22 protein-coding genes are annotated in these 22001 nt (G+C 69.8%); 6 read left to right on the top strand and 16 right to left on the bottom strand.

Annotated elements, in window-relative coordinates; genetic code table 11:
* Positions 1-31: 31 nt before the first annotated feature.
* The 13 genes from OG828_RS21000 to OG828_RS21060 all read right to left on the bottom strand — a co-directional run bounded on the left by OG828_RS21000 (position 32) and on the right by OG828_RS21060 (position 11890).
* Complete coding sequence (locus tag OG828_RS21000) at positions 32-163, bottom strand: hypothetical protein (protein WP_328358944.1); 132 nt, start codon at positions 161-163, stop codon at positions 32-34.
* Positions 164-292: 129 nt separating this feature from the next.
* Complete coding sequence (locus OG828_RS21005) at positions 293-688, bottom strand: YccF domain-containing protein (protein ID WP_328501984.1); 396 nt, start codon at positions 686-688, stop codon at positions 293-295.
* Positions 685-1548: a zinc metalloprotease HtpX gene (gene htpX / locus OG828_RS21010; protein ID WP_328358950.1), complete on the bottom strand. Its 864-nt coding sequence runs from the start codon at positions 1546-1548 to the stop codon at positions 685-687. The genes OG828_RS21005 and htpX overlap by 4 nt, the downstream gene beginning before the upstream one ends.
* Positions 1549-1725: 177 nt before the next feature.
* Positions 1726-3249 carry an NADH-quinone oxidoreductase subunit N gene (locus tag OG828_RS21015; RefSeq protein WP_328439032.1) on the bottom strand — a complete coding sequence of 508 codons (1524 nt, stop codon included), beginning with the start codon at positions 3247-3249 and terminating at the stop codon, positions 1726-1728.
* Positions 3246-4820, bottom strand: a complete 1575-nt coding sequence (locus tag OG828_RS21020; protein WP_328439033.1) for a complex I subunit 4 family protein — start codon at positions 4818-4820, stop codon at positions 3246-3248. Before OG828_RS21020 ends, OG828_RS21015 begins: the two co-directional genes overlap by 4 nt.
* A gap of 6 nt (positions 4821-4826) precedes the next feature.
* On the bottom strand, positions 4827-6821 hold the full coding sequence (locus OG828_RS21025) for an NADH-quinone oxidoreductase subunit 5 family protein (RefSeq protein WP_328501985.1): 1995 nt from the start codon (positions 6819-6821) through the stop codon (positions 4827-4829).
* Positions 6818-7207 carry an NADH-quinone oxidoreductase subunit NuoK gene (gene nuoK, locus OG828_RS21030; protein ID WP_328501986.1) on the bottom strand — a complete coding sequence of 130 codons (390 nt, stop codon included), beginning with the start codon at positions 7205-7207 and terminating at the stop codon, positions 6818-6820. Before nuoK ends, OG828_RS21025 begins: the two co-directional genes overlap by 4 nt.
* Complete coding sequence (locus OG828_RS21035) at positions 7207-7950, bottom strand: NADH-quinone oxidoreductase subunit J family protein (protein ID WP_328439035.1); 744 nt, start codon at positions 7948-7950, stop codon at positions 7207-7209. Before OG828_RS21035 ends, nuoK begins: the two co-directional genes overlap by 1 nt.
* Entirely contained in the window at positions 7947-8702 is a 756-nt protein-coding gene (locus tag OG828_RS21040; RefSeq protein WP_328501987.1) for a NuoI/complex I 23 kDa subunit family protein, read from the bottom strand. Before OG828_RS21040 ends, OG828_RS21035 begins: the two co-directional genes overlap by 4 nt.
* Positions 8703-8704: 2 nt before the next feature.
* Positions 8705-9673: a complex I subunit 1/NuoH family protein gene (locus OG828_RS21045; RefSeq protein ID WP_328358970.1), complete on the bottom strand. Its 969-nt coding sequence runs from the start codon at positions 9671-9673 to the stop codon at positions 8705-8707.
* Entirely contained in the window at positions 9670-10803 is a 1134-nt protein-coding gene (locus tag OG828_RS21050) for an NADH-quinone oxidoreductase subunit C (RefSeq protein WP_328439037.1), read from the bottom strand. The genes OG828_RS21045 and OG828_RS21050 overlap by 4 nt, the downstream gene beginning before the upstream one ends.
* Complete coding sequence (locus OG828_RS21055; protein WP_328501988.1) at positions 10800-11492, bottom strand: NADH-quinone oxidoreductase subunit B; 693 nt, start codon at positions 11490-11492, stop codon at positions 10800-10802. The genes OG828_RS21050 and OG828_RS21055 overlap by 4 nt, the downstream gene beginning before the upstream one ends.
* Complete coding sequence (locus OG828_RS21060; RefSeq protein WP_328358978.1) at positions 11483-11890, bottom strand: NADH-quinone oxidoreductase subunit A; 408 nt, start codon at positions 11888-11890, stop codon at positions 11483-11485. Before OG828_RS21060 ends, OG828_RS21055 begins: the two co-directional genes overlap by 10 nt.
* A 196-nt stretch (positions 11891-12086) precedes the next feature.
* On the opposite strand from OG828_RS21060, the gene OG828_RS21065 reads away from it, so the two are divergent.
* From OG828_RS21065 to OG828_RS21085, 5 genes are all read left to right on the top strand, one after another.
* Positions 12087-13307: a sensor histidine kinase gene (locus OG828_RS21065; RefSeq protein WP_328358981.1), complete on the top strand. Its 1221-nt coding sequence runs from the start codon at positions 12087-12089 to the stop codon at positions 13305-13307.
* A gap of 130 nt (positions 13308-13437) precedes the next feature.
* Complete coding sequence (locus OG828_RS21070; protein WP_328358984.1) at positions 13438-14829, top strand: sensor histidine kinase; 1392 nt, start codon at positions 13438-13440, stop codon at positions 14827-14829.
* A 452-nt stretch (positions 14830-15281) separates the two neighbouring features.
* Entirely contained in the window at positions 15282-15941 is a 660-nt protein-coding gene (locus OG828_RS21075; RefSeq protein ID WP_307841042.1) for a response regulator transcription factor, read from the top strand.
* A 253-nt stretch (positions 15942-16194) separates the two neighbouring features.
* The gene (locus OG828_RS21080; RefSeq protein ID WP_328358990.1) at positions 16195-18123 is read left to right on the top strand and encodes a 2-oxoacid:acceptor oxidoreductase subunit alpha; all 1929 of its coding nucleotides are present in this window, start codon (positions 16195-16197) and stop codon (positions 18121-18123) included.
* Complete coding sequence (locus OG828_RS21085; RefSeq protein WP_328501989.1) at positions 18116-19195, top strand: 2-oxoacid:ferredoxin oxidoreductase subunit beta; 1080 nt, start codon at positions 18116-18118, stop codon at positions 19193-19195. The genes OG828_RS21080 and OG828_RS21085 overlap by 8 nt, the downstream gene beginning before the upstream one ends.
* A 108-nt stretch (positions 19196-19303) precedes the next feature.
* On the opposite strand, the gene OG828_RS21090 is transcribed toward OG828_RS21085, so the two are convergent.
* The 3 genes from OG828_RS21090 to OG828_RS21100 all read right to left on the bottom strand — a co-directional run bounded on the left by OG828_RS21090 (position 19304) and on the right by OG828_RS21100 (position 20905).
* On the bottom strand, positions 19304-19561 hold the full coding sequence (locus OG828_RS21090; RefSeq protein ID WP_328358996.1) for a hypothetical protein: 258 nt from the start codon (positions 19559-19561) through the stop codon (positions 19304-19306).
* A gap of 155 nt (positions 19562-19716) precedes the next feature.
* Complete coding sequence (locus tag OG828_RS21095; RefSeq protein WP_328501990.1) at positions 19717-20280, bottom strand: DUF6082 family protein; 564 nt, start codon at positions 20278-20280, stop codon at positions 19717-19719.
* A gap of 238 nt (positions 20281-20518) precedes the next feature.
* Entirely contained in the window at positions 20519-20905 is a 387-nt protein-coding gene (locus tag OG828_RS21100) for a winged helix-turn-helix transcriptional regulator (RefSeq protein ID WP_328501991.1), read from the bottom strand.
* Between the two features lie 90 nt (positions 20906-20995).
* Between OG828_RS21100 and OG828_RS21105 the strand changes: the two genes are divergently transcribed.
* The gene (locus OG828_RS21105; RefSeq protein ID WP_328501992.1) at positions 20996-21850 is read left to right on the top strand and encodes an SDR family oxidoreductase; all 855 of its coding nucleotides are present in this window, start codon (positions 20996-20998) and stop codon (positions 21848-21850) included.
* The last annotated feature ends 151 nt before the right edge of the window (positions 21851-22001 follow it).

Genomic DNA, 22001 nt, shown 5'->3' on the forward strand with positions numbered 1-22001 from the left:
GCGCAGTGGGCCCGTGGCCCTGCGAGGCGGGTTACGGCATCGACGCCGTGCGTATGCGGAAGTCGGCCCAAGGGGCCAGCTCCAGCTCTTCGTTCATCTCGGCGTGCCAAGCCGTGCGTGCCTTGGCCGCCACCCGTGTCAGCAACTGCTCGATCTCGGTCATGAGTTCATGATGCAAGCCGCCACTGACAATCGGGCGAGGCTGTGGACAACCGTCGGGCTGTGGATAACTGGCGGTCGGAGGCGGCGCGATTGTCGCCTCTGCCCTACCGGACCGGTTGCCGCCTCTGCCCTACCAACGCGACGAGAACGGCTGGTCCGTCGACACGATTTCGCGGCCCAGCGGGAGCAGCGACACCGGGATGAGCTTGAAATTGGCGATGCCGAACGGGATGCCGATGATCGTGACGCACAGGGCGATGCCGGTGACGATGTGGGCCAGGGCGAGCCACCAGCCCGCGAGGACCAGCCACAGGACGTTGCCGACGCAGGAGGGGGCGCCGGCGTCGCGGCGCTCGACCGTCGTGTACCCGAAGGGCCAGAGGGCGTAGACGCCGATACGAAACGCGGCGACACCGAACGGGATGCCGATGATGGTGATGCACAGCAGCAGGCCCGCGAGCAGGTAGCCGAGGAACAGCCAGAAGCCGCTCAGGACGAGCCAGATGACGTTGAGGATTGTCTTCACTGGGGGCGACCTGCCATCTTCTCGAGCCGGGCGATGCGTTCGGCCATCGGCGGATGTGTCGAGAACATCTTGGAGAATCCCTGACCGGGCCGGAAGGGGTTCGCGATCATCATGTGGCTCGCCGTCTCGATGCGGGGTTCGGGCGGCAGCGGGAGCTGCTTGGTGCCCGTCTCGAGCTTGCGCAGGGCGCTGGCGAGGGCCAGGGGATCGCCGGTGAGCTGGGCGCCGGATGCGTCCGCCTCGTACTCCCTGGAGCGGCTGATGGCCAGTTGGATGAGGGTGGCGGCGAGCGGGCCCAGGATCATGATCAGCAGCATGCCGAGGAGGCCGGGTCCGTCGTCGTCATCGGAGCGGCCGATCGGGATCAGCCAGGCGAAGTTGACGAGGAACATGATCACCGAGGCGAGCGCGCCGGCGACCGACGAGATCAGGATGTCGCGGTTGTAGACGTGGCTGAGTTCGTGGCCGATGACGCCGCGCAGTTCGCGCTCGTCGAGGATGCGCAGGATGCCTTCGGTGCAGCACACGGCCGCGTTGCGCGGGTTGCGGCCGGTCGCGAAGGCGTTCGGCGCCTCCGTCGGGGAGATGTACAGGCGGGGCATGGGCTGGCGGGCCTGGGTGGAGAGGTCACGGACCATGCGGTACAGGGCCGGGGCCTCGAATTCGCTCACCGGGCGGGCGCGCATCGCGCGTAGCGCGAGCTTGTCGCTGTTCCAGTACGCGTACGCGTTGGTCCCGAGGGCGATCACGACCGCGACGATGAGCCCCATACGGCCGAAGAGGCTACCGATGACGATGATGAGTGCGGACAGTCCCCCGAGGAGTACTGCGGTCCTGAGCCCGTTGTGCCGGCGGTGCACGGTACGCCCTCCAAGTGGTGCGGCAGGGGAACCCTTTGCTTGTCGATGTCCGAAGCCACTGGTGCCGTGGTGTCACGTCCAGTGGACCCTCCCGTACTGGTCAACGCCAGGCGAGGATGACTAGTTCCCTTGTGCGTGCGGCGGCGGGCGTGGGCCGTCCGGGTGAGGTCCGTGTGCTCAGAAGAGGCCGGTGTCGGCGAAGCGCAGGACCACCTGGGGCGCTCCGGAGAGAGCGATGCCGAGTGCGGCGGTGATGGTGATCGCCGCGGTGACGGGTGCGGGCACCCGGTGCTCGACGGGCTCGCCCTCCGGGGCGCGGAAGAGCAGGGCCGTCCACTGGAGGTAGTAGAACAGCGCGATGACTACGTTGACGGCCATCACCACGGCGAGCCAGCCGAGGCCCGCGTCGACGGCCGCGGAGAAGACGGTGACCTTGGCGAAGAGGCCGATGATGCCCGGGGGCAGTCCGGCGAGGCAGAGCAGGAAGAAGGCCAGGAGGAGGGCGGAGAGGGGGTTCTTCGCGTACAGGCCGCGGTAGTCGGTGATGCGGTTGAGGGGTCTTGTACGGCCCACCAGTGCGGCCACCGCGAAGGCGCCGAGGTTCACGGCGGCGTACATGAGCGCGTAGGCGACGGTGGAGCCGATGGACTTCTCGGCGTCGTCGGAGTACGCGGCGGCGGCGATCGGCACGAGCAGATAGCCGGCCTGGCCGACGGACGACCAGGCGAGCAGTCGTACGGCGCTGTACGCGCGCGTGGCCTGCTGGCGCAGGGCGCCGACGTTACCGACGGTCATGGTCAGGGCGGCCAGCGCGGCGAGTGCCGGGCCCCAGACGTCGGCGTACGACGGCAGCGCGATGACCGTGACGAGGATCAGGCCGGAGAAGCCGACCGCCTTGCCGACGACCGACAGATAGGCGGCGACCGGCAGCGGCGCTCCGATGTAGGTGTCGGGAACCCAGAAGTGGAAGGGCACGGCGGCCGTCTTGAAGGCGAAGCCGACGAGGGTGAGGACGACGCCGGTCTGGGTGAGGGTGACGAGCTGTCCGTCGACATCCTGGATCCGGTCGGCGATCTGGGTGAGGTAGAGGGTGCCGGTGGAGGCGTACACGAAGCTGATGCCCATGAGGCTGACCGCGGTCGCGGTCACCGAGGACAGGAAGAACTTCAGCGCCGCCTCGGAGGACTTCCGGTCGCCGTGGCGGAGGCCGACGAGGGCGAAGGCAGGCAGGGAGGCTACTTCCAGGGCGACGATGAGGGTCGCCAGGTCGCGGGAGGCGGGCAGGAGGGCGGCGCCGGCCGCGGAGGACAGGAGCAGGAACCAGAACTCCCCTTCGGGGAGTCCCTTGTTGGCGTCCTTCAGGGCCGTCACCGACAGCAGGGCGGCCAGGAGGGCGCCGCCGAGGACCAGGAACTGGATGACGAGGGTGAAGCGGTCGGCCGTATAGCTGCAGATGTCCGGGGCGCCAGTCAGGCAGAAGGTGCTCCGGTCGCCGTCCAGGAGGGGCAGCAACAGGGCGGCGGAGGCGGCGAGGCCCGCGACCGACACCCAGCCGAGCAGTGTCTTCCGGGTCTCGGCGAGGAACAGGTCGGCCACGAGGACGACGAGTCCGACGACTGCCGTGACGGTGGGCGGCGCGATGGCGAGCCAGTCGACGGACTGGACGAGGGACTCGGCCAGTGGCTGGGCCAGGGCGCTCATCGGGTGCCTCCTGCGAGGAGCTGCTGCACGGCCGGGTCGGTCAGACCGAGGAGGGCCTTCGGCCACAGCCCGGCGATGACGGTGAGGGCGACGAGCGGGGTCCAGGCCGCGAACTCGTAGCTCTGGACGTCGGCGAGCTTCGGTGCCTCGTGCGGGACGACGCCCATGCAGACGCGGCGGACCACGACGAGCAGGTACGCGGCCGTCAGCAGGGTGCCGAACGCGGCGATCGACATGAAGGTCAGGAACGCCGGGCGGCTGAGTTCGTCGGCGGGGTCGAACGCGCCGAACAGCGCCAGCATCTCGCCCCAGAATCCGGCGAGGCCCGGCAGCCCGAGCGAGGCGACCGCGGCGAAGGCGAGCAGACCGCCGAGGCGGGGTGTCTTGGCGTAGAGCGCGGCGCCGGTCTTGTCGGCGAGGGTGTCGAGGTCGGTCGTGCCCGTGCGGTCCTTCAGCGCGCCGACCAGGAAGAAGAGGAGGCCGGTGATGAGGCCGTGGGCGATGTTGGCGAACAGTGCGCCGTTCACGCCGGTCGGGGTCATCGTAGCGATGCCGAGCAGGACGAAGCCCATGTGGCCGACGGAGGAGTAGGCGATGAGGCGCTTCAGATCGCCTTTCGCGCCCTGCTTGGCGAGGGCGAGGCAGGCCAGCGATCCGTAGATGATCCCGACGACGGCGAACGCGGCGAGATACGGCGCGAAGGTGCGGAAGCCGTCGGGCGTGATGGGCAGCAGAATTCGGACGAACCCGTACGTACCCATCTTCAGCAGGACGCCTGCCAGCAGGACCGAACCCACGGTCGGCGCTGCGGTGTGGGCGTCCGGCAGCCAGCTGTGCAGCGGCCACATCGGCGTCTTGACCGCGAGCCCGATACCGATCGACAAAACGGCGATGACCTGCACGGATGTGGTCAGCGACCGGCCGTTGTCAGTGGCGAGTGCCACCATGTCGAATGTGCCCGCGTTGATTCCGATCAGCAGCAGGCCGAGCAGCATGACCACGGATCCGAGCAGCGTGTAGAGGATGAACCGCCAGGCCGCCTGGGTCCGGCCCTCGCCGCCCCAGCGGGCGATGAGGAAGTACATCGGGATGAGCACCATCTCGAACGCGAGGAAGAACAGCAGCAGATCGAGGACGGCGAAGGTCGCGAGGGTGCCGGACTCGAGGACGAGCAGCAGTGCGACGAAGGCCTTCGGGGTCGGGCCCGCAGGCATCTTGAAGTAGGAGTAGAGCGCGCAGAGGAAGGTCAGCAGCGCGGTCAGGACCAGAAGGGGGAGGGAAATGCCGTCGATGCCGAGGTGGATCCGTACGTCGAGTGCGGGGATCCAGCTGATGTCCGTGCTGGCCTGCATCTTCGACGGCTGGTCGTGGTCGAAGCCCAGCGTGAGGACGATCGCGGCGATGAGGACCGCGCCGGTCACGGTGACGCCGTGCCGCAGCACGGCCTGCTCGGGTGACTTCCCCTTCAGCCCGGGCGGAGCCGGCAGGAGAGCGGCGGCCGCGCCGAGGAGCGGGCCGACGACGACGAATGCCAGAAGGAACTGCATCACGGACTCGTTGATATCGATCACGCCTGCTCACGCTCCGGTGGCGACGAGGACGGCGGCGACCGCGAGGACGACGGTGCCGGCGAGCAGCGCGCTCACATAGGTCTGCACATTGCCGGTCTGTGCGCGTCGTACGGCGGCACCGAGCCAGCGCGGCAGGGTGCCCGCGCCGCGTACGTAGGTCTCGACGACCTCGCGGTCCAGGAACCGGACGAGGGTGGCTCCGGCCCGGACCGGGCGGACGAAGAGTGCCGAGTACACGGCGTCGAGGTGGAAGCCGACAGCCGCGTGCCGGTGGAGCGGGCCGAGCAGGAGGCGGCCCGGGTCGGCCGGGTCGGGCGCGTAGGCCACATCTCCGTAGGCAGGCGCGTGGCTTGCGATGGCCTCGGCCTCGACCAGTCCGGCGTCGCCTTCGGGGTGGGCCGCGACCGCGCCGATCGGTGTGCGGGCCGCCAGTGCGGTGGTGCGCTGCCAGGCCCCGTAGGTGACGAGTCCGCCGACCACGGCGAGGCCCGTGCCGAGGATGGACGTGGCGAGGGTCGGGGTCAGATCGTCGCCGTCGAACCAGCCGGGCAGCGACTGGTAGGCCAGCCCGCCGATGGCGAGTGACGGCGCGGCGAGCACCCAGAGCACCACGGTCATGGTGAGGGGCTGCCTGCCGTGGTCCGGGGCCTCGGCTCCCCGGCCGCGGAAGGCGAGCAGCCACAGGCGCATCGCGTAGGCGGCGGTGAGCAGGGCTGTGAGCAGGCCGGCGACGAGGATGATCCAGCCCGCGGCGAGGGGGACGCCTTCGGCGTGGCCGGTGGTGATGTGCTCAGCGGCGCCGAGGACGGACTCCTTGGAGAAGAAGCCGCTGAAGGGCGGGATCGCGGCGAGCGCGAGGAGGGCCACGGTCATCGTCCAGTAGGCGTCCGGGACGCGGTCGCGCAGGTCGCGCATCCGGGACATGGCGGCCAGCGAGTTGGTGCCGGCAGCGTGGATGATCACGCCGGCCGCGAGGAACAGCAGCGCCTTGAAGGCGCCGTGCGTGAGGAGGTGAAAGACGGCGGCTCCGCGGTCGCCGACAGCGAGGGCGCCGGTCATGTAGCCGAGCTGGCCGATCGTCGAGTAGGCGAGGACGCGCTTGATGTCGTCCTGGGCGAGCGCGGCCAGCGCCGAGCCGGCCATCGTGACGGCGGCCATGACGGCGAGGACGACCATCGCGGCCTGCGAGGCCTCGAAGACAGGGAGGAGACGGGCGATGAAGTAGACACCGGCGGCGACCATCGTCGCGGCGTGGATCAGCGCGGAGACGGGCGTCGGGCCGGCCATCGCGTCGGGGAGCCAGGTGTGCAGCGGGAACTGCGCCGACTTGCCCGCCACGCCGGCGAGGAGCAGCAGGGCGATCAGGGTCGGATGGTCGAGCGCGCCGGTCGACACGGCACCGAGGATCTTGGTGATCCGGAAGGACCCGGCGTCGGTGGCCAGCGCGAACAGGCCGATCAGGAAGGGGACGTCACCGAGCTTGGTCACCAGGAATGCCTTGAGGGAGGCGGCGCGGGCCTCCGGGGTCTCCCAGTAGTGACCGACCAGGAAGTAGGAGCAGATGCCCATGATCTCCCAGCCGACCAGCAGCACCATCAGGTCGCCGGAGTAGACGACGAGGAGCATCGCGGAGGTGAAGAGGGAGACGAGGGCGGCGTACGAGGGGTAGCGCGGGTCGTCGCGCAGGTAGCCCATCGAGTAGATCTGCACGCAGGAGGCGACGAAGGCGACCAGTACGGCGACGAGGGCGGCGAAGCCGTCGATGTGCAGGGCGAGTTCGATCGGGATCGAGCCCGTGGGGGTCAGTTCGGTGGCCGCGGTCACGGCCTCGTCACCGCCCTGGCGCACGGCGACCAGCACAGCCACAACGAGGGAGGTGAGGACGGGCAGGACGGCGAGCGGGCGGACGAAGCCGGGAGCGCTACGGCCCAGGAGCAGGCCGGCGGCCGCGCCCAGGAACGGGAGGAGGGGGACGAGGACGGCGAGGGTGGTCGTGGTCACGCGGTGGCCTCAGCCTTCTCGGCCGCGCCGGCTGCCGGGCCGTCGGTCTCGGGGCTCTCGGGCTCGTGGCCCTCGGCGGTGTCGCGGAGCTTGTCGATGTCCGCGGTGCCGCGGTTGCGGTGGACGGCGAGGACGATCGCCAGGCCGATGCCGATCTCGGCGGCGGCGATGGCGATGGTGAACAGGGTCAGCGCCTGGCCGGAGTGCAGGGTCTCCTCGGCGGTCCTGCTGAGCCAGACGTCGAAGGCGACGAGGTTGAGGTTGACGGCGTTGAGCATCAGCTCGACGGACATCAGAACCAGGATCGCGTTGCGCCGGGCGAGGACGCCGTAGAGGCCGGTGCAGAAGAGGAGGGCGGAGAGTACGCCGGGATAGGCGAGGTGCATCAGCGGACACCTTCCTCGTCGGAGCCGTCTGCGCGGCCGGCTCCCGTGCCGCTGCGGGCTCCCGTGCCGTTGTCGGACCCCTTGCCTGGGTCGGCTCCCTTGGCTCGGTCGCCCTTGGCTCGGTCGGTTCCCTTGCCGCTCGGGGTGTTCGGGCCGGTGGCCGCGTCCGCCTTTGTCTTGCGGGAGAGGACGATCGCGCCGACCAGGGCGGCGAGGAGGAGGACGGAGAGGGCCTCGAAGGGGAGGACCCAGTTCTGGAAGAGGCTCGCTCCGGTGGCCTCGGTGGAGCCGGCGGCCGGGCCGTCCAGCTCGATCCAGGTCGTGCGGAAGGCGTCGACGACGACCCAGACCAGGGCGGCGGCCGCGGCGACGGCGACGGTGAGGGCGGCCCAGCGGTTGCCGGAGTCGGCGTCCGGGGAGCGGCCGATGGGGGCCCTGGTGAGCATCAGACCGAACAGAAGGAGGACGACGACGGAACCGACGTAGATGAGGACCTGGACCCAGGCGATGAACTCGGCGGTGAGCAGGAGGTATTCCACGGCGAGGCCGCCGAGGGTCACCACCAGCCACAGGGCGGCGTGCACCAGCTGCCGGGTGGTGACGGTGACCAGGGCGGCGCCGAAGGTGACCAGGCCGACGAGGAGGAAGGCGATCTCGACGCCGGTCGGGGAGAGAAAGCCGTGCGTGTCGGCGGCGACGGTGGTCGTGGTGTGCGCCGACGCGGCGGCCGAGGCGAGGATCACGACTCGCCTCCCTGCGGGTCGGAGGGCTTGGCCTGGGAATCGGAGGGCTTGGCCTGCGGATCGGACGGCTTCGCCTGTGGGGTGGTGCCGGGCCCGCTCTCGGGTGTGGGGGTCGATGTGGGCCCGGACGGTTGGGCGGTGCCGGGCTGGCCCTCAGGCTTGGGGGGCAGTGTGGGCCCGGATGGCGCGGTGCCGGGCTGGCCCTCGGGCGGAGGGGGTGGTTCGGCCTGTGCGGCTGCCAGTTTGTCGGCGGTTTTGCGGGCTGCGGCGATTTCCTTGGGTTCTTCCGCGGCGGGGTCGAGGGCGGGTGGGGCGGGGACCGTCCACATCCACTCGCGGAGCTTGTCGCGTTCGTGGGTGAGTTCGCGGATGTCGGTCTCGGCGTACTCGAACTCCGGGGACCAGAACAGGGCGTCGAAAGGACAGACCTCGATGCAGATACCGCAGTACATGCACAGGGCGAAGTCGATGGCGAAGCGGTCCAGGACGTTGCGGCTGCGTTCGCGACCGCCGGGGGCCGCGGGCGGGACCGTCTCCTTGTGGGAGTCGATGTAGATGCACCAGTCCGGGCACTCGCGGGCGCACAGCATGCAGACCGTGCAGTTCTCCTCGAACAGGCCGATGACACCGCGGGTGCGGGGCGGCAGGTCGGGCTGGGCGTCCGGGTACTGGTCGGTGACGGACTTCCTGGTCATCGTGCGGAGGGTGACGGCCAGGCCCTTGGCGAGGCCGGACCCGGGAATGGGGGCCATGGTTACTGGATCACCACCTTCACGATGCCGGTGAGGGCGATCTGGGCGAGGGAGAGGGGGACGAGGAGGGTCCAGGCGAGCTTCTGGAGCTGGTCCTCGCGCAGGCGGGGGTAGGTCACGCGGAGCCAGATCACGATGAAGGCGAGGACGGCCGTCTTCAGCAGGGTCCAGACCCAGCCGAGGCCGTCGGCGCCCCAGGGGCCGTGCCAGCCGCCCAGGAAGAGGACGGTGGTGAGGCCGCACAGGACGACGATTCCGGCGTACTCGGCGAGGAGGAACAGGGCGAAGCGGAGGCCGGTGTACTCGGTGTAGGCGCCGAAGATGATCTCCGAGTCGGCAACCGGCATGTCGAACGGGGGACGCTGCAGTTCGGCCAGCCCCGCCACGAAGAAGACGATCGCGCCGACGATCTGCCAGGGCAGCCACCACCACTCGAAGGCGTCGAGGATGCCGGGGAGGGAGACCGTGCCGGCTGCCATCGCCACGGAGGCGGCGGTGAGCAGCATCGGGAGTTCGTAGGCGAGGAGTTGGGCGGCGGTGCGCAGGCCGCCGAGGAGGGAGAACTTGTTGGCGGATGCCCAGCCGGCCATGAGCGAGCCGAGGACGCCTACGCCCATCACCGCGAGGACGAAGAAGATGCCCGCGTCGATGACCTCGCCGACCGCGCCCTCGCCCGGGCCGATGGGGATGGCGAGGAGGACCAGGAGGTACGGGAGGAGCGCTACGGCAGGGGCGAGCTGGAAGACACGGCGGTCCGCGTCCGCCGGGACCACATCTTCCTTCTGCGCGAACTTCACGCCGTCCGCGACGAGTTGGGCCCAGCCGTGGAAGCCACCGGCGTACATGGGGCCGAGGCGGCCCTGCATATGGGCCATGACCTTGTGCTCCGTCTGACCGATGATCAGAGGGAAGGTGAGGAAGACGACGAAGACGATCAGGAGTCGCAGGGTGACGTCGAGCACGTCGTTCACTGCGGGCCTCCTGCGGGGTCTTCGGGGGTCGGGGACTCGGAAGTTGAGGGTTCGGGGCGCGGGGTTTCCGGGGTGGCGTCCGCGTTCTCGTCCTCGGACTTCGGGGCGGTCTTCCCGGGCGGCTCGGCCCCCTCCGGCTCGGGTTCGTTGAACGCGGGGCGGGCGTGGTGCCAGGGGGCGTCCGCGCTCCGGGGCGCCTCGGGCGGCGTGCCGGTGGCGGAGGCGGAGTCCGACGCGTCCTCTGGCGCCGCACCCTCCGGCGTCGCTGCCTCCGTCCGCTGCGAGGCCGAACCCTCGCCCACGCTCCGCGCGCGACGCGGCCGGGCCGGGGCAGCCGAAGTAGCCGACGGAGCCGAAGGCGCTCCCTCCCCCGAGCCTGTGCCGCTGTCCGGCGTCGCCGTCTGACTCGCCGAGCCCTCCGACGCCGTACGGCTACGACGTACCGGACGGTCGCCCGCGCCCGCGCTCCCACCCGCACCCGCACGTGCTGCCCGTGCAGGACGTTCGCCCGTGCCGCGTGCTGCCGCGCCGCGTGCGGGGCGGGCCGGGGCGGGCGGGAGTTGGCCCTTCTGGGGGCCCCATTCGTTGGGGTCGGGGACGCCCGGGGGGAGCATCTGGCGGCGCTTGGGGCCGCCGTGCTCGGACTCGCCCGGTTCCTTCGCGCCCGGCCATGCCTTGACCACGCGGGAGGCGAGGACGAAGTCCTTGCGGAGGGGGTGGCCCTCGAAGGTCTCGGGCAGGAGGAGGTGGTCCAGCGCCGGGTGGCCCTCGAAGTGGACGCCGAACATTTCGTGGGTCTCGCGTTCGTGCCAGGCCGCGCCCGCGTACACGTCGATGGCGGTGGGCAGGGCAGGGGCCTCGTGCGGGACCGTCGTACGGAGCAGCAGGCGTCGTACCGGCGAGAGGGCGGCGACATGGGCCGCGATGCGAAAGCCCGTGCCGGGTTCGTCGACCGCGCTGAGCCAGTCGAAGTAGGTGCAGCCCAGTTCGTCGCGGGCGGTCCGGAGTGCCGTGGTCCAGGCCGACGCCGGTACGTCGACCGTCAGGACCTCGTACGACTCCTCGGCCGTGGCCTCCGCGCCGAAGAGTTCCTCCGCGGGGGCGGGCAGCCAGCCGACGGCACCGGTCATCGGGCCTCCCCCGTATCGCCGTCCTTCGCGGTACCGCTGTCCGTCCCGCTACCGCTCTCGGCCCCGCTACCGCTGTCCGCCCCGCTACCGCCACCCGTCGCCGACACCGCCGGCGGCTGCACCAATCCGCTCTGCAGCGCCGCCGCGGACGGACGCCCCGCAGGAGTTCCGTACCGCTCCCCCAGCGACTCCCGAGAGATCTTCTCCTGGAGCTTGATGATCCCCTGGAGCAGCGCCTCGGGCCTGGGCGGGCAGCCCGGCACGTACACATCCACGGGGATGATCTGGTCGACGCCCTTGGTGACGGAGTACGAGTCCCAGTACGGGCCGCCGCAGTTGCTGCACGCGCCGAAGGAGATGACGTACTTGGGCTCGGGCATCTGCTCGTACAGGCGCTTCACGGCGGGGGCCATCTTGTCGGTGACCGTGCCGGAGACGACCATCAGGTCGGCCTGGCGCGGACCGGGTGCGAACGGGATGACACCCAGCCGGATGAAGTCATGTCGGGCCATCGACGCGGCGATGAACTCGATCGCGCAGCAGGCGAGGCCGAAGTTGAAGACCCAGAGCGAGTAGCGGCGGCCCCAGTTCAGGACGACCTTCATCGGCTCGGGGGCGAGACGGGCGAGCGCGCCCAGCCGTTTCGGCTCCGGCAGCAGAACAGGCTCGGAAGAAGGAGTCACGTCCATGCCAGGACTCCCTTCTTGTAGGCGTACAGCAGGCCCACGGCCAGGAAGCCGAGGAAGAGGAACATCTCCACCAGCGTCGCCGCGCCGTAGCCGGGCGCGGCGAAGACCGTCGCCCACGGGAACAGGAAGATCGAGTCGACGGCGAAGATGACGTACAGGAAGGCGTAGACGTAGTAGCGGACCTGGGTGTGGGCCCAGCCCTCGCCGACGGGGTCGACGCCGCACTCGTACGTCAGAAGCTTCTCGGGGGTGGGGACCACGGGCCGCAGCAGGCGGCCGGCGCCGAAGGCGACCGCGACGAACAGCACGCCGATGACGGCGAGCAGCCCCACGACCGAGTACGACTGGAAGTAGTCCGCCGCGACGACGACGGTCGAATCGCGCACGTCCGTCTTCACGTCCGTCCTCACTCCCTGACCTCGTGACCCACGTGAACCCTGCGTTCGACGATCTGTACGCACGGGAGTCTAGGCCCTGATAAAGCGACGGTAAGCAGGCCTTCACGCCTTGGTCCACAGGGGTGGGGTTTTCCCCCGTGTATCCCGGCGGCCGACCTCATGGCGCGTCGGCCGTCCGCGCGGCACGCTAGCCCATATGACCGCACGCATCCCCACCCCCGGCACGTCTCGATACGACGTCACCGCCACCGACGCCGACCGTCTGCCGCCGGCCCGTTTCGCCTACGACCGGCAGACCTGGAAGGAGATCGCGCACCTGCTGGCGAACCTTCCGATCGCGCTGTTCGGGTTCGTGTACGTCGTGACGGTGCTGGCCACCGGCGCGTGGCTGACCGTCACGGTGATCGGCTTCCCGCTGCTCGCGGCCGGGCTGATGGGCGCGCGACAGTTGGGCAAGCTGGAACGGAAGCGGGCCAGGGCGCTGCTCGGGGTGCGGATCGATGAGCCGAGCCCACTGCCGTTGCGCAGCCGCAACAACGGCGTCTTCGCGCAGCTGTGGATGTCGCTGAAGGACCCGGTGGGCTGGCGCACGGTTCTGTACGACTTCATCCGGCTGCCCTGGGGCATCCTCACCTTCACCATCACGCTGGTCTCGCTGTTCGTGCTGTGGCCGGTGCTGCCGTTCATCGCGCGGGGGCTGACCAACGCGGACCGGGCGATGGTGCGGGGGCTGCTGTCGCCCTCGGACGAGCTGGAGCGCCGTATCGCCGAGCTGGAGTCGGACCGGGGGGTCGTGGTCGACACGGCCGCCGCCGACCTGAGGCGCATCGAACGCGACCTGCATGACGGGGCGCAGGCGCGGCTGGTCAATCTGGCCATGGGGCTGGGCCTGGCCAAGGAGAAGCTGCTGGAGGACCCGGACTACGCCGCGTCGATGATCGCGGAGGCGCACGGCGAGGTGAAGCTGGCGCTGCAGGAGCTGCGGGACCTCGCGCGCGGGATCCACCCCGCGGTCCTCACCGACCGTGGCCTGGACGCGGCGCTCTCCTCCGTCGCCTCGCGCTGCACCGTGCCCGTGAAGGTGATGGCCGACCTGGACGCCAGGCCGGCCGCGGCGATCGAGGGCATCGCCTACTTCACCGTCTCCGAGCTGCTGCAGAACATCAGCAAGCACAGCGGGGCGCGGACCGCGTCGGTCGATGTGTGGCGGGTGGAGAACCGGTTGCTGATCCAGGTGTGGGACGACGGGCGCGGCGGTGCGCAGCTCGACGGCGGGACCGGCATGAGCGGCCTCGCCGAGCGGCTGGACGCCGTCGACGGCCTGTTCGTCGTCGACTCGCCGGCCGGCGGCCCTACGACGGTGACGGCCGAGCTGCCGTGGCGGGACCGCGCGCCTGACGCGGGCGCCCAGAGGTAGGGAAAACCCCCCGTTCAAGAGGCCGACGGACTCCATGGTCCGCGGAACCGCGGCAGAGCAGTGTGTGGGGTACGACGGCACAGCCGCGGTACGACCAGGACGAGCAGGCCGAGTAGAACGGACGACGCCGATGGCCACGGAGTACGGACAGGGCTACGCCCAGCGCGACAGCGGGCTCGGACACCCCACCGGACACCCCACGGAGTACGCCACGTACGCCACCGAGACCAGGCGGCACCGGCTGCCGGCGGGGCTGCGGGCGCCGTTCGAGGCGCGCAGCTGGCGCGAGTTCACGTATGTGCTGCTGAGCCTGCCGATCAGCATCCTGCTCTACACCTACGCCGTGACGATGGTGTCGCTGGGCGCGGGCCTGCTGGTCACCTTCCTCGGGATTCCGGTGCTGGCCGCGGGGCTCGCCGGGTGCCGGCTGTTCGGGTCGCTGGAGCGGGCGCGGGCGCGGGGGCTGCTGGGGCTCGAGGTGGCGGCGCCCGAGCCGCTGCGGATGCGGAAGCCCGGCGCGATGGCCTGGATGGGGGCCGTACTCAAGAGCGGCTCGTCGTGGCGGGCACTGCTGTACGCGGTGCTGCACCTGCCCTGGGCGGTGTTCTCCTTCGTCGTCTCCGTGACCGCCTGGTCGATCGGCTGGTCGCTGCTGACGTATCCGCTGTGGTTCTGGCTCTTCCCGGTGTACGGCGGTCAGGACGGCCTGCAGTTGTACGGCGACGAGACCCACCACGTCTACCTCGACAACCCCTTCGAGATCACCGTCACGGCGCTGGTGGGGCTGTTGTTCACGCTGGCCACGCCGTGGATCGTGCGGGCGTTGACCACGGTGGACCGGATGCTGGTGCACGGGCTGCTCGGGCCGTCGCGGCTGGCCACGCGGGTCGTGGAGCTGGAGTCGGACCGGGGGGTCGTGGTCGACACCGCGGCGGCCGACCTGCGGCGGATCGAGCGGGATCTGCACGACGGGGCGCAGGCGCGGCTGGTGGCGTTGGCGATGGATCTGGGGCTGGCGAAGGAGAAGCTGACGGAGGATCCTCAGGCCGCGGCGCGGATGGTGGACGAGGCGCACGGTGAGGTGAAGACGGCGCTGCAGGAGCTGCGGGATCTGGCGCGGGGGATTCATCCGGCGGTGCTGACGGACCGGGGGCTGGATGCGGCGCTGTCGTCGGTGGCGTCGCGGTGCACGGTGCCGGTGCAGGTGGAGGTCGATCTGGTGGAGCGGCCGGCGCCGGCGATCGAGGGGATCGCGTACTTCACGGTGTCGGAGCTGCTGCAGAACATCAGCAAGCATTCGCGGGCCACGTGGGCGGCGGTGGATGTGTGGCGGGTGGATCACCGGCTGATGCTGCAGGTCGTGGACAACGGGGTGGGGGGCGCGGACACCTCCGGTGGGTCGGGGCTGGCGGGGCTGGCCGAGCGGTTGGACGCGGTGGACGGGATTCTGGTGGTGGATTCGCCGGTGGGGGGGCCTACGCGGGTGACGGCGGAGTTGCCGTGGCGGAGTGAGCGGGTGTGAGCGGGTGACGTGGGCCGGGGCTGAGCTGGGGCAGGGCTGAGCTGGGCTGGGGCTGGGCAAAGGTGGGTGCGCAGCCGCCGCGCCGTCGTGGCCGGGGTGGGGTGGGTCGCGCAGCCCGGCGCTGGCGGGGTGCCGCCTGCGCCCACCCGTGCCGCCCCAGGCGGCACGCATGCCCGCAGCTGGGGCGGGACAGCAGCCCGCAGCTGAGCGGGACGGGGTCCGCAGCTTGGCGCGACGGCGGCCCGCCGCCTCCGCCGCGCGACAACCGGATACGTGCAACTACGGGCAGTCCGCAGCCGCGGGCGGCCGAAACTCTGCCCCCTCCCCCCACCACCCCGCCATTCCCGTCCCCATTTCCGCAGCCCTGGCGCAGTCCGGACCGAATGCTGGAATGCTGGGGGTCTTGGTGGGCGCTGTTGGGCTGTGGGGGGCCGAAGATCGTGGAGGACAGGGTGCGTGTGGTCATCGCCGAGGATTCGGTGCTGCTCCGGGAGGGGCTGACTCGGCTGTTGACCGACCGGGGTCATGACGTCGTGGCCGGGGTGGGTGACGGGGACGCGCTGATCAAGACCATCGGTGAGCTGGACGCGGCCGGATCGCTGCCCGACGTGGTCGTGGCCGACGTACGGATGCCGCCGACGCACACCGACGAAGGCGTTCGCGCGGCCGTGCAGCTGCGCAAGGCGCATCCCGGACTGGGCGTGCTCGTGTTGTCACAGTATGTGGAGGAGCGGTACGCCACCGAACTGCTGGCAGGTTCCAGCCACGGGGTCGGGTATCTGCTCAAGGACCGGGTAGCCGAGGTGCGTGAGTTCGTGGACGCGGTGGTCCGGGTGGCCGAGGGCGGCACCGCCCTGGACCCGGAGGTCGTCGCGCAGCTGCTCGGCCGCTCCCGTAAGCAGGATGTGCTCGCGCGACTCACCCCACGGGAGCGGGAGGTCCTGGGCCTGATGGCCGAGGGGCGGACCAACTCCGCGATCGCCCGGCAGCTCGTGGTGAGCGACGGCGCCGTCGAGAAGCACGTCAGCAATATCTTCCTGAAGCTCGGCCTGTCCCAGAGCGACGGGGACCATCGGCGGGTACTCGCTGTTTTGACCTACTTGAACTCCTGAGGACCTGACACCGTGTCAGTCAATCGGGGGGCGAGGAAATTGAGGCCAGAACCGAAACCCGCACGGGAAGCGTCTTTGAGGGAAGCGCCGGGGGTCGGGAAATCATGACAAGTCAGGGCGGCGAACCGTCTCAAAGCGGCGTCCATCATGCGAATGGCCGCGGGAGGGCGCCCCTTACGGACGTAGGGTTGATCCTGGGAGGGCCTGCGGGAAGGCCGTTCCCGGACAGCCGCCTCGAGGGAGGTCCAGTTCAGTGACCAGCCAGGTCAGCAGCCCAGCGGAGCAGGCCGACGAAGCCGTCGTGGGAGAGCAGCGCAAACCGGCAGGAGAGAAGGACGTCCGCCGGCTGGACAGAGTGATCATTCGGTTCGCGGGGGACTCGGGTGACGGTATGCAGCTCACCGGAGATCGCTTCACCTCGGAGACGGCGTCCTTCGGCAACGATCTGTCGACGCTGCCGAACTTCCCCGCCGAGATCCGCGCGCCCGCAGGAACCCTGCCGGGCGTTTCGTCTTTCCAGCTCCATTTCGCCGACCACGACATCCTGACCCCGGGCGACGCGCCGAACGTGCTGGTCGCGATGAACCCGGCCGCCCTGAAGGCCAACATCGCCGATGTGCCGCGCGGCGCGGAGATCATCGTCAACACGGACGAGTTCACCAAACGGGCGATGCAGAAGGTCGGCTATGCGGCGAGCCCGCTGGAGGACGGTTCGCTCGACGGCTACAACCTTCATCCGGTGCCGCTGACGACGCTGACGGTCGAGGCGCTCAAGGAGTTCGACCTCACCCGCAAGGAGGCCGAGCGCAGCAAGAACATGTTCGCGCTTGGCCTGCTGAGCTGGATGTACCACCGGCCCACCGAGGGCACCGAGAAGTTCCTCACCGCCAAATTCGCCAAGAAGCCCGATATCGCGGCCGCGAACATCGCCGCGTTCCGGGCGGGCTGGAACTTCGGCGAGACGACGGAGGACTTCGCCGTCTCCTACGAGGTGGCCCCGGCCGCGAAGGCCTTCCCGGTCGGCACCTACCGCAACATCTCCGGGAACCTGGCCCTGTCCTACGGACTGGTCGCCGCGTCCCGCCAGGCGGACCTGCCGCTGTTCCTGGGCTCGTACCCGATCACCCCGGCCTCGGACATCCTGCACGAGCTGAGCAAGCACAAGAACTTCGGTGTACGGACCTTCCAGGCCGAGGACGAGATCGCCGGCATCGGCGCCGCCCTGGGCGCGGCCTTCGGCGGCTCGCTGGCCGTCACCACCACGTCCGGTCCCGGTGTGGCGCTGAAGTCGGAGACCATCGGGCTCGCGGTCTCCCTGGAGCTGCCGCTGCTGGTGATCGACATCCAGCGCGGCGGGCCGTCCACCGGCCTGCCCACCAAGACCGAGCAGGCGGACCTCCTCCAGGCCATGTTCGGCCGCAACGGCGAGGCCCCGGTCCCGATCATCGCCCCGCAGACGCCGGCCGACTGCTTCGACGCCGCGCTGGAGGCGGCGCGTATCGCGCTGACGTACCGCACGCCGGTGATGCTGCTGTCCGACGGCTACCTGGCCAACGGCTCGGAGCCATGGCGCATCCCCGACATCGACGACCTCCCGGACCTGGGGGTGCAGTTCGCGCAGGGCCCGAACCACACCCTGGAGGACGGCAGCGAGGTCTTCTGGCCGTACAAACGCGACCCGCAGACCCTCGCCCGCCCCTGGGCGATCCCGGGCACGCCGGGCCTCGAACACCGCATCGGCGGCATCGAGAAGCAGGACGGCTCCGGCAACATCTCCTACGATCCCGCCAACCACGACTTCATGGTCCGCACCCGGCAGGCGAAGATCGACGGCATCGACGTGCCGGAGCTGGAGGTCGACGACCCGGACGGCGCGCGGACGCTGGTCCTGGGCTGGGGCTCGACGTACGGGCCGATCACGGCGGCGGTACGGCGGCTGCGCCGGGCCGGGGAGTCCATCGCACAGGCCCATCTGCGGCACCTCAACCCCTTCCCGCGGAATCTCGGCGCGGTGCTGGAGCGTTACGAGAAGGTGGTAGTGCCCGAGATGAACCTCGGTCAGCTCGCCACGCTGATCCGGGCGAAGTACCTGGTCGACGCGCACAGCTACAACCAGGTCAACGGCATGCCGTTCAAGGCCGAACAGCTCGCCACGGCTCTCAAGGAGGCCCTCGATGGCTGAGACGTCCACGGAAGGCACGGGCACGATCGAGTCGCTTTCGCTCGTCCCCAAGGCCGAGGCCCGCCAGTCCATGAAGGACTTCAAGTCCGACCAGGAAGTGCGCTGGTGCCCCGGCTGCGGTGACTACGCGATCCTCGCGGCCGTGCAGGGCTTCATGCCGGAGCTGGGCCTGGCCAAGGAGAACATCGTCTTCGTCTCGGGCATCGGCTGCTCGTCCCGCTTCCCGTACTACATGAACACGTACGGCATGCACTCCATCCACGGCCGCGCCCCCGCCATCGCGACCGGCCTGGCAGCCTCCCGCCGCGACCTGAGCGTGTGGGTCGTCACCGGCGACGGCGACGCGCTGTCCATCGGCGGCAACCACCTCATCCACGCCCTGCGCCGCAATGTGAACCTGAAGATCCTGCTCTTCAACAACCGGATCTACGGCCTCACGAAGGGCCAGTACAGCCCGACGTCGGAAGTCGGCAAGATCACCAAGTCGACGCCGATGGGCTCCTTGGACGCGCCCTTCAACCCGGTCTCGCTGGCGATCGGCGCCGAGGCGTCCTTCGTGGCCCGGACGGTGGACTCCGACCGCAAGCACCTGACCGAGGTGCTGCGCCAGGCCGCCGCCCACCCGGGCACGGCACTGATCGAGATCTACCAGAACTGCAACATCTTCAACGACGGCGCCTTCGACGCGATCAAGGACAAGCAGCAGGCGGAGGAGGCGGTGATCCGGCTGGAGCACGGGCAGCCGATCCGCTTCGGTGCCGACGGCTCGAAGGGTGTCGTACGCGACGAGTACACCGGCGACCTCAAGGTCGTGACCATCACGCCGGAGAACGAGGCGCAGATCCTGGTCCACGACGCCCACGCGACCTCACCGACCACGGCGTTCGCCCTGTCCCGCCTCGCCGACCCGGACACCCTGCACCACACCCCCATCGGCGTCCTGCGCTCCGTCGACCGACCCGTCTACGACACGCAGATGGCCGACCAGCTCGACACGGCGATCGAACAGAACGGCAAGGGCGACCTGGCGGCACTGCTGGCCGGCGGCGACACCTGGACCGTAGTCGGCTGACAGCTGTACGGCATACAGGGCCCGGGTGCGACACAGCACCCGGGCCCTCGGCGTTCGGCGCACGACCGCAAGTCCGCGCGGGAGGCGTACAGGGGGCGCACGGGTGCACTACTCGTCCGGGATGTCTTTCTTGGCGCGGATCAGGGTGTCCCGGTCGATCACGACGATGCGCTCGTAGTCGGCTCGGGCAGCGTCCGGGGGAAGGTGCGGGTCGAGATCGGCGGTGGCCTCCGTGCCGATCACCGCGAAGTTGCCGTCACTCAGTTCGAAGACGTCCGGACAGGTTTCGTTGGTGTGGCTTCCCCTGGCGCGAGGGGAGTCTCCGAGGCGACGGACGACGGTTACGACACGGGTTTCGCTGAACACTCGGAGGCCTCTTCATGATCCGGACAAAGGGAAGTCCGGCTAATTAAATGCAGTTCGACCGGGCCAGGCAACTCGCTGCATTCACACTTTCACCCTCACGGGCTACATTTCACACCTGCGAGCGAGACTAGAGGATCGCCGGTACAGAAACCCTGTCACTCAGGTGCCGCATCGACCGACCCGACAACCCACCACCGGTCCGGATCATCGGCCAGCTCCTCCAGCATGCCGTCGATCACCTTGCCCAGCCGCCGCTCCAGGGAGTCGCCGGGCAGGCTGCGCCGATGCTCGGCGGTTCGATCCCAGTACTCGGCGAAGATGTCGTTGCGGCACAGAATCCTCAGGTGGCCCAGGAGTTCGGTCCACTCGAACGTTCCGACGCGATAGGCCAGCAGGAGCGACGCGTACTGCCCGTTGGCGAAGATCATCTGCCGGCGTTTGGCCTCGGAGACCCCGGCCAGCGTGGAGCGGGCGTCGGCCAGGGAGGGATCGTCGATGGTCCGGTTCATCTGCTCCATGGTGATGCGGTGTTCCTGGATCAGGTTCGCCCGATGAACCTCCTCGGTCATCAACGCGAGCTGCCGGAGCAAGTCCAGCAGGATTTCCTCCTGGCGTCGGCGGCGGGTCCCACGGGTGAGCGATTCCCGTAAGAGGCCGAACCCCGCAGCTACTGCAGAACCGATACTTCGCCCTATCGCGACCGGTATCTGTGTGGCCATGTCAAGACATCCCTCTGGATCTGGTGTCCGTGCACCGACGGGTGGGGCGCGGGTCGGCACACAGTGGGCGTGACACCCCTTCCCAGCGTGCCCGGCGGCACAAGCAAGCGCGGGAGGCGGAGAGGGGGCGCATCGAAGGACGTGTCTCGCATGTCGACCAACGCCCCGACATATGTGTGCCCTTCGAGCGCCGCCCGCATGCGCGTCAGCCGGCCGGGACCGTATGCATCATCCCTGCTCAGGCCTGCCTTTTCGCCGCGTCGTACGCATCCCGCGCCTCCTGCACCGCGCCCATCCGCTTCTGTGTCCACAGCGCGAGGTCGCGCACCTGTTCCGCGGCCTCGCGGCCGAGGTCGGTGAGGGAGTAGTCGACGCGTGGGGGGATCACCGGGTGGGCCTCGCGGTGGACCATGCCGTCGCGCTCCAGGGTCTGGAGGGTCTGCGTGAGCATTTTCTCGCTGACCTGGCGGACCTGGCTGATCGCGCGGCGCAGTTCGCTGAAGCGGTGCGGGCCGTCGAGGAGCTGGATGAGGATCATGACGCCCCACTTGCTGGTGACGTGCTCAAGGACCAGGCGGTACGGGCACATCGTCGCACCGTCGGGGTGCCATTCGGTTACTGCCATGCCAGTACCTTACTTCAAAGTGGGTACTTTCGATGAGTTAGTGCATGCCCTAGGGTTAGTGCCAACGCACCCCACAAGGAGTTCCTCATCATGAGCATCGTTGTCACCGGAGCCACCGGACACCTCGGCCGCCTCGTCGTCGAGCAGCTGCTGGACAAGGTCCCGGCCGATCAGATCACCGCCGTCGTCCGCACCCCGGAGAAGGCCGCCGACTTCGCGGCCCGCGGCGTGAAGATCGCGGTCGCCGACTACAACGCTCCGGAGACCTTCGACGGCCTGTTCGCGGCCGGCGACAAGGTGCTGCTCATCTCGGGCAACGAGTTCGACAAGGGCCGCGTCGCCCAGCACCAGGTCGTCATCGACGCCGCCAAGGCCGCCGGTGTCGCGCTCCTCGCCTACACCAGCGCCCCCGGCAGCCTGACCGCCGCGCTCGGCGACGACCACCGCGCCACCGAGGACGTACTCCTCGCCTCGGGCCTGCCCTACACGCTGCTGCGCAACGGCTGGTACCACGAGAACTACACCGAGAACCTCGCCCCGGTGCTGGAGCACAACGCGGTCGTCGCCGCCGCCGGCGAGGGCAAGGTCGCCTCCGCCGCGCGCGCCGACTACGCGGCCGCCGCCGTCGGAGTGCTGACCGGCGAGGGGCACGAGAACAAGACGTACGAGCTGAGCGGCGACGCGGCCTGGAGCTTCGCGGAGTACGCGGCCGAGCTGAGCGCGCAGACCGGCAAGGAGATCGCGTACAGCCCCGTCCCCGCCGACGCTCTCATCGGGATCCTGACCGGCGCCGGGCTGCCCGAGCCGCTCGCCGCGATCCTGGCCGGCGTGGACCAGTCCATCGAGAAGGGCGAGCTGGCCTTCGTCAACGGCGAGCTGTCCCGCCTGGCCGGCCGCCCGACCGCCCCGCTGTCCGAGGCGATCACCGCCGCGCTCAAGGGCTGAGTCTCTGACGACGCCCCCGCGTGTCATGACCGTATAGCGATACGGGCATGACACGCGGGGGCGTTCGGCGCTACCTTCATGCGGGCGAGCGACGCATGAAGGAGGAGCCGGTGACCGGGGAGCCGAAGAGTGAGCGGCGCATAGGACTGCT

It is taken from the genome of Streptomyces sp. NBC_00457 (assembly GCF_036014015.1).
Classification (GTDB): domain Bacteria; phylum Actinomycetota; class Actinomycetes; order Streptomycetales; family Streptomycetaceae; genus Streptomyces.